8 protein-coding genes are annotated in these 7,315 nt (G+C 37.0%); all 8 read left to right on the plus strand.

Annotated features, from left to right (window positions below; all coding sequences use genetic code 11):
* The coding region (locus tag MUP17_03030; GenBank protein ID MCJ7457949.1) for an endonuclease Q family protein at positions 1 to 526 on the plus strand (526 nt) is incomplete at its 5' end.
* A gap of 343 nt (positions 527 to 869) precedes the next feature.
* Positions 870 to 1,373, plus strand: a complete 504-nt coding sequence (locus tag MUP17_03035) for a PTS sugar transporter subunit IIA (protein MCJ7457950.1) — start codon at positions 870 to 872, stop codon at positions 1,371 to 1,373.
* Between the two features lie 213 nt (positions 1,374 to 1,586).
* Positions 1,587 to 2,594, plus strand: coding sequence for an ABC transporter substrate-binding protein (locus tag MUP17_03040; protein MCJ7457951.1), 1,008 nt, complete (start codon positions 1,587 to 1,589; stop codon positions 2,592 to 2,594).
* A gap of 7 nt (positions 2,595 to 2,601) precedes the next feature.
* Entirely contained in the window at positions 2,602 to 3,384 is a 783-nt protein-coding gene (locus tag MUP17_03045; GenBank protein ID MCJ7457952.1) for an ABC transporter ATP-binding protein, read from the plus strand.
* Entirely contained in the window at positions 3,374 to 4,117 is a 744-nt protein-coding gene (locus MUP17_03050; GenBank protein ID MCJ7457953.1) for an ABC transporter permease, read from the plus strand. Before MUP17_03045 ends, MUP17_03050 begins: the two co-directional genes overlap by 11 nt.
* 11 nt (positions 4,118 to 4,128) lie before the next feature.
* Positions 4,129 to 5,205 (plus strand): hypothetical protein, encoded by a 1,077-nt coding sequence (locus MUP17_03055; GenBank protein MCJ7457954.1) that lies wholly within the window; start codon positions 4,129 to 4,131, stop codon positions 5,203 to 5,205.
* Positions 5,202 to 6,614 (plus strand): B12-binding domain-containing radical SAM protein, encoded by a 1,413-nt coding sequence (locus MUP17_03060; GenBank protein MCJ7457955.1) that lies wholly within the window; start codon positions 5,202 to 5,204, stop codon positions 6,612 to 6,614. Before MUP17_03055 ends, MUP17_03060 begins: the two co-directional genes overlap by 4 nt.
* Positions 6,615 to 7,039: 425 nt before the next feature.
* Positions 7,040 to 7,315, plus strand: a 276-nt coding sequence (locus tag MUP17_03065; GenBank protein ID MCJ7457956.1) for a hypothetical protein, incomplete at its 3' end; no start/stop codon positions are given.

Consider the following 7,315-nt stretch of genomic DNA (forward strand, 5'->3'; position numbering starts at 1 on the left):
ATTTTTGTTTACCGTTGAATTTTTCCCGGAGGAAGGAAAATACCATTTCGACGGGCACAGGAACTGCGGTATACTACTCTCACCGGCTGAGACCAGGAAAAATAAATCTATCTGCCCGGTATGCCATAAAAGGATAACGGTTGGAGTAATGCACCGGGTGGAGGATTTAGCTGATAGACCAGATGGGTTCATCCCGCCCAATTCCATACCTTTTAAAAACCTTATTCCCCTGCAGGAGATAATCGCCGAAGCCTTAGGCCAGGCACCTGATACCAAAGGAGTGGAAGAAGAATATAAAAAGATGATCCAGAATTTCGGCAATGAATTCAGGATTCTTTTAGACCTTTCGATCGAGGAGCTATCTCCCAAGACCCCACCAAAAATATTTGAAGGAATAAAAAGGGTGCGCGAAGGTAAATTGGATATAATTCCAGGGCATGATGGGGTCTACGGCAAGATAAAAATCTTTGAAGAAAGGGAGAAGGTAGAAGTAAAGAAAGATACAGAACAGTTGGGATTATTTTAATCGTAGGAGCGACCCGTCGGGTCGCCCCTACAGCTCCTCAGTCGGATTCTGCCCCTCCAAAAACAGGTGAGCCCACCTTGCCCTTAAAGTGCGGTCAAATCTAATCTCACCCCTTACCTTCCTACTTGGAGAAGGGATTAAATAATAAGGGTTCAAATTCTTGAACCCCTACATCCCCACGTTCATTAAATAGCAATTTGTAAAAGAAATTCGTATATTAGGTGGAAAAAAAACTTTCTGCCTGTCGTTTCCAGTGAAATGCGTCCCTACCTAAAAAGGTTTTGTAATTGTTGCCGATAAAAAAGATGTGTGGAATAAGGCTGGGATAAGAGGAGATTTTAAGGTGAACTTATCAAAGTACTTTAAACCTGAGTTTATCAAATTAGAGCTGGAGACCAAAATCGAGTTCGATGAGGAAAACGGTCTCCATCCCCAGAAGAAACTATGGAGGACAAAGGAAGCTATTTTAGAGGAGTTAGTCGAGCTTCTGGATAAGTCCGGAAAAGTCTGCAACAAGCATAAACTTCTTTTAGACCTTTTGAACCGGGAGAAAAAATCCTCTACCGGTATTGGAAAGGGTATTGCCATACCCCATGTCAGGACTATGCAGGTGAGAGAGTTCGTCATCGGCTTTGCCCGTTCAAAAGAAGGATATGAATTTGATTCAATAGATGGGAAACCAGTTCATCTTTTCTTCGTAATGGGGGCACCTCCCTATGATGACTCCCTTTACTTGAAGGTGTTCAAGGCCATAGCCGAGCTTTTCCATTCAGATACTTTTGAGGAAGAGCTTATGTCAGCAACCTCAGAATACGAGATAATCAGAGCAATCCAGAAAGTAGAGTGAAACTATTTTGTAGCGTCCTCACTCCCGTGAGGACGTTTTTCGTTGCCACTTATTTCCCCCTCATTTTTTCAATTCTTTTAGAATTTACTTGATTTTTATATGGTTTTCAATAAATTAAAATGGGATACATCCGAACATAGTTCGGATATGAACGAGTTAGCCGACATTTTGCTTACCGACTTCCATTTTTTGAAGAGAGGAGAGTGAAAAACAATGAAAATACTAAAATTTAAAAATACAACAAGGACAGTAATATTCATTACCGGTTTAATTGTTTTTTTGGTTTTAGTCTCTCTTTTAATTTTGTCACTGATACAACAAAAGCCACCGTTAAAAGCAAGAATTGCTTATGTTCCCTTTAGTTCTTGTTTACCATTCTTTGTAGCTTTAGAAAACGGTTATTTTGAAAAAAGAGGAATTGATGTAGAACCAATAAAAACGGGAAATGCAAACGAGGCAATTAACAGTCTAATTGCTGGAAAGGTTGAGGGAACAATCGGATTAGGCTTGACCACTCTTTTTTCTGTAGAGCAAGCTACGGCAGGCCAATTCAAAATTTATTTACCGAGCGTTGAAACAAAAACTAAGTATGTCACCTTTCTTCTCGTACCTAAAGATTCGCCTATAACCTCCATAGCTGAACTAAAAGGGAAAAGAATTGGCACATATTCTGGTACCTCTCAATTGCTTGTTCTAAAACTATTCCTCCAGCGGTTTATGAATCCTGACAAAGACGTTCAAATTATTCAAGTTTCTCCAGAATTGCAAGCTCAAGCTCTTATGGCTGGACAGTTTGATGCGTTATTCACTATCGATCCTTATGCAACCATTGTTATAGAGAAAGGATTTACAAAGGTATTAATGGAAAATCCAAGGGTTGAGCATATATTAAATCCCTTTCCTGCGGGGGCTAATGCCTTTTCTCTTAAATTCATTAATGAGAATCCAGCAGCGGTAGAGAAGATAGTTGCGGCTTTAGAAGAGGCAATTGATTTTATTAGAAAAAACGAAAAAGATGCTAAAAAAGTGCTGCCCAAATACACTCCTTTAGAGGATGCAATCTCCCAAAAAAGTCACCTGTATGAGTGGTGGAAGATGAATGAAGTTGATGAGGATGTTATTCAGAAATATGCTGATCTTCTATTTGAAGGGAAGGAATTAAAGAAAAGGATAGAGGTCTCTACATTGTTTTTGCGGGCAAGAGGATCCAAATTAAGATAGAACAAAGATGAGCTATCTTGTGATTGAAAATATTCATAAAACCTTTTCCTCAAGTATTGACGGTGTTCCCCATAATACGGAAGTAATAGATAACATTAGTCTAATAGTAAATAAGGGTGAGTTTGTATCAATTTTTGGTCCTAATGGGTGCGGGAAAACTACCCTATTAAACATAATTGCAGGACTTCTTGAAATGGATCAAGGTAAGATTTCAATAGATGACAAACCTCTCCATAAAGCACGTATTGGTTATATCTTTCAAAATTATAGAGACTCGTTATTTCCATGGCTGAAAAATATTGATAACTTAGCCTTCCCTTTAGAACTTCAGGGTGTACCCAAAAAGAAAAGGCAAAAGATTGCCACTGAGTTTATGGATAAATTAGGTCTTGAAATACCTTTAAATACCTACCCATATCAATTAAGTGGTGGCCAACAGCAGTTATTAGCTATTGTCCGTGCTCTACTTTTTAATCCTGATGTTTTGTTGATGGATGAACCCTTTGGTTCTCTCGACTACACTACAAGATATTATATACGGGATAGACTATTAGATTTATGGGATAGGACAAAAGTAACGATTCTTTTGGTTTCTCATGACATTGATGAAGCCATTTATCTTGCTGATAGGGTCACTCTCTTAAGCAAACGGCCAGCAAAAATTGTAGAGATTCTCGATGCAAATTTTCAGAGGCCAAGGAATGCTTCGCTTTTAGAAAGAGATGAATTTTTTGTATTAAAGGCAAAGGCCTTGCATATATTCAAGGAGGCATTGAATAGTGAGGTCTAAAATTCCGTTCGGTCTTATAGCGTTAATAATTATTTGGGGAGTAATTGCTTCAATCAAAATAATCAATCCCATTTTTCTTCCTTCTCCTCTCGATGTTTTAGTGCAGTTTTGGAGTCTATCAATTTCTGGAGAGATTGCTCAAGATGTATATTCAACGATATACCGACTCGTGATCGGATTTTCTTTAGGGATTTCTGTAGGTGTGCCAGTAGGATTACTAATGGGATATTCAAACCGTATTTATAATGCCTTAGAAATTGTAATAGAAATGTTTAGGTCAATCCCGGTGGTTGCCCTTTTTCCTTTATTCTTGATTTTCTTTGGTCTTGGTGATGCATCTAAGTTTACAATCGCTGCATGGTCTAGCTCTCTAATTATATTGATTAACACTATGTATGGAGTTAAAAATAGCAAGAAAACAAGGATTATGGTTGCACAAACCATGAAGGCAACCCCTGGACAAATCTTTGTAAAGATTGTTTTCCCAGAAGCCCTTCCAGATATGTTTGTAGGTTTCAGGACAGGGTTATCTATTGCCCTAATTGTAGTAATAATGTCAGAGATGTTTATGGGAACTCAGACAGGTTTGGGGCAGAAAATATTTAATGCGCATTTGCTTTATGAGATACCGGAGATGTATGCATTAATCATTATCACTGGGTTGATTGGTTTTATTTTAAATAAACTATTTTTAATGGCAGAAAAACATTTTTTACATTGGGCAGGTAAATAACGGAGGAAATTATGGGAATCGTATTGTTTTTACTTTCTACAATTCTCGGTACAATCATCGGATGGTTTTTAAATCAACAATTCAGTGATTTTATGTTTCGAAAAAGCATAAAGAAAGTTAAAAACATTGATGATTATTATAAGGAATTAGCGCTTTCAATTATGACCTCAAAAGAAGTCGAAATTTTAAATCTTAGAGATGCTCCTATAGGAAAGGATTGGAATGAACAGGGAGAAGGAAGATGGCGAGGGGAATATTTTGCCATTGAAAGCCAAATTATTGAAGGCAAAAAACCAAGAGAGATTATTAAAGGATTTCGTTTGAAGGGAGAAATACCCTTTTTAAAAAGGATGTTGCTAAAATTAAAGAATGATAATAAACTGAAAATTATGCGCCGATTAACTACGATTGGAATTAGAGAACGTACGGATCTTACTAAAAATAATATATCAATACCAATTAATTATCCACTAAAATTCCAATCTATAATGGAAGATTTCGCGTGGGCAAAAACGAGAATCCCGCAACTGCATAATTATCAATTGAAGGTTTTTGAACACATCGATTTTCAAAAATTAGATAATTTACTTAGTGATGTTTTAACAAATCTCGGAACGGCAGATAAACGGTGTAGTCTAGCGGACATAAATCAGATAAAAAGTGAATGTAAAATGGTAATTAATCTATTGTTAGAATTAAAGTCGCATGATTATCCCACATTGATGAGCGTTGTTCTATGTGATGAAAAAAGAGTATTTCTTGGTTTTCATAAACCGTATAGACAGCAGCATGATGGGGAGTTCACATACATTATTATCACTGAACCTGAGATAGGAAGAATGTTTCACCAGTATTTTAACATTCTTTGGGGTTCACGGGAATGGGCACGATCTTTGATTTGGGAGGATAATGATATAACACGTTGGGCAAATATTAACATATTTAAGAATATTAATTCTTTATTCTATAAAGAAGTATGGGATCGTTTGAATAAAATAGAAAACGAGCATGGATTGAATAATGTCAAAGGTAACCTTGTATTTGATAACGAAGTCATTCTTTGGAATTTAATGAGTATCTGCCCATGAAAGTTCAGCTTATAATTCCACCAATCTCAAAGGAGTTTTATCCAGTCTCTCGAAGTTCTTTTTTCCCTCCTCTTGGACTACTTTCTATAGCAACTTATCTAAAAACCCAATTACCAGAGATCAATGTGGAAATCTTGGACGGGAATATTTTACCTCAAAAATCAATAGAAGCTCGTATCAATGGAGATTTTGTCGGAATAAGCCCAACTATTCTTAGTTATGAAAATGGACTAAGAATTGCAAGGATATCAAAAGAAAGAGGAGCTGTTGTTGTCTTTGGCGGGTTTTATGCAACGGCACTGGGAGAAAAGATTCTCAGGAATAGAGAGTATTTGGATTTTATTGTAATAGGTGATGGAGAAATTGCTTTTAGTAAGCTTGTGCAAGGAGAATTCTTTGCTTCAATCGACAATCTTATATATCGAGATGGAGAAGATATAAAACGGACTAACCAACGACTACTGAATCTTGATTCTCTTCCTTTTGTGAATCATGGCTTATTAGATGAGCGGATTTATGCAATAAATTTTCAGAAGAAATACGCTAAAGAACAATTTAAAATCCCCAACATTATTTACTCTCAAAAAGACTGCATGTGGAGTACCAAAACAGGTGGTTGTGTTTTTTGTGGTAGGATTGACAGAGACTGGAGAGGGAGAACCCCGAAAAGAGTTTGGGAAGAGATACTCCTTTTAAACAGGCAATATAAAACTGATTATGTCTGGGATGTCTCTGGTAGCTTTGTTGGAAACAGAGACTGGTTGAAAGAGTTTTATTTTTCAAGACCCAAAAATATTCCCGTTGTATTCGAAATTTATGCCCGCGCTAGCGAAATTAATCAAGAAACAGCAAAAATGCTACATGAACTTAATTGCTATAAGGTGTTTATTGGTATTGATAGTGGGGATCCGATAACTTTGAAAAGTGCTCGTAAGGGGTCATCAGTCAAAAAGAATATTCAAGCTGTTGAGCTATTGAATAAGTATGGTATTTGCCTTGCGTTAGGATTTGTTGTGGGACTCCCTGGAGAAACCTATCAAACTATTAAGAATACTTATGAACATGCTAATCTATTATGTACCCTCGCAAATGTTGAAACGATCTCATGCTCATCTCTAATTCCAATCCCTGGCTCAAAATCTTTTGATATGATGTTAAAACACCCTTATTTACCATTAAAATATAAAAGCCAGGATGTCTTCAATGTTTTAGAAATGGAATGTGATTGGACAAACAATTTTTGTCATATAGACTATGAAACAGCTTCCCACTATATAAATAAGATTCTTTCGTTAGCCCCTGTAAAAAGCAGTATGGGAAAGATTAATAGAAAAGTGGAAAGTACCGACTGCTTTGATAATCAAGAGATTTTAGACTGTCATTACACAGAAAGTGTGTTACAAACATGAAAAAGAAACCGCCAAGCAAAACGATCGCCTAACACAGCATAAAAGGTTTACTGTCGCTCACCCAAATTTTTGCTTCGCAAAAACTTCTTTTATCCGCAAGACGTTATGGGGAATTTGACCTACCGGGTTCTTATGCAAGAAAAATGAAAACTGGATAAGTTGCAGTTAAACCGATAAAAACTTTGTAAATCCCGATTTTTGGAGGCATTCATCAAGTCAATGCTTGCGTCGTCACGGACGGTACCCTCCGAAATTAAGTCGTTGATAATCAACAAATTAACGTCCTGTTAGATTGAAATTTCCTCTACCATTTACCTTCATTTTTTCGATTCTTTTAGAATTTACTTGATTTTCAGAGGGTTTTTTATAAATTGAGTAATCTTTGTTTTAGCTAACTGTATAAAAAACTTATTTGGAGGTAAGAAATGCCTAAGAAAGTGAAAAAAGTAACAAGGAAGGAAAAGCCCTCAAAGAAGATAGCTAAGGCTCCGCCAGAGGTCAAAGCTGAAAAGTATATTTATTTCTTTGGTGGGGGTAAGGCAGAGGGAGGCAGGGAGTTAAGGGACCTCTTAGGGGGAAAAGGGTCAGGCTTGGCTGAGATGACCAACATCGGTATTCCGGTTCCTCCAGGTTTTACCATCACCACCCAAATGTGCAACCTGTTCTACAAAAACGACATGAAGCTCCCCAAAGAACTGCAC

The sequence above is a fragment of the Candidatus Zixiibacteriota bacterium genome (assembly GCA_022865345.1).
Lineage (GTDB): Bacteria > Zixibacteria > MSB-5A5 > MSB-5A5 > RBG-16-43-9 > RBG-16-43-9.

Coding starts and splice junctions, on each gene's coding strand:
- MUP17_03055 (MCJ7457954.1), top strand. CDS start 4,129: ATGGGAATCGTATTGTTTTTACTTTCTACAATTCTCGGTACAATCATC.
- MUP17_03040 (MCJ7457951.1), top strand. CDS start 1,587: ATGAAAATACTAAAATTTAAAAATACAACAAGGACAGTAATATTCATT.
- MUP17_03060 (MCJ7457955.1), top strand. CDS start 5,202: ATGAAAGTTCAGCTTATAATTCCACCAATCTCAAAGGAGTTTTATCCA.
- MUP17_03045 (MCJ7457952.1), top strand. CDS start 2,602: ATGAGCTATCTTGTGATTGAAAATATTCATAAAACCTTTTCCTCAAGT.